The 434-nt window shown below is 52.8% G+C and carries 1 rRNA gene; it reads left to right on the top strand.

From position 1 onward, the window contains the following. Nucleotides 1-434 (top strand): 16S ribosomal RNA (locus SBH76_RS13505); the annotation flags it as partial.

Raw genomic sequence — 434 nt, 5'->3', positions numbered from 1 at the left:
AACCCTGATCCAGCGACGCCGCGTGAGTGAAGAAGTATTTCGGTATGTAAAGCTCTATCAGCAGGGAAGAAAATGACGGTACCTGACTAAGAAGCCCCGGCTAACTACGTGCCAGCAGCCGCGGTAATACGTAGGGGGCAAGCGTTATCCGGATTTACTGGGTGTAAAGGGAGCGCAGACGGCAATGCAAGTCTGAAGTGAAAGGCGTGGGCTCAACCCATGAACTGCTTTGGAAACTGTATAGCTTGAGTGTCGGAGGGGTAAGCGGAATTCCTAGTGTAGCGGTGAAATGCGTAGATATTAGGAGGAACACCGGAGGCGAAGGCGGCTTACTGGACGACAACTGACGTTGAGGCTCGAAGGCGTGGGGAGCAAACAGGATTAGATACCCTGGTAGTCCACGCAGTAAACGATGAATACTTGGTGTCGGGGAG

The sequence above is a fragment of the Lachnoanaerobaculum sanguinis genome, assembly GCF_033242365.1.
Classification (GTDB): domain Bacteria; phylum Bacillota; class Clostridia; order Lachnospirales; family Lachnospiraceae; genus Lachnoanaerobaculum; species Lachnoanaerobaculum sanguinis.
This window is presented reverse-complemented; position numbering and strand designations above follow the sequence as displayed.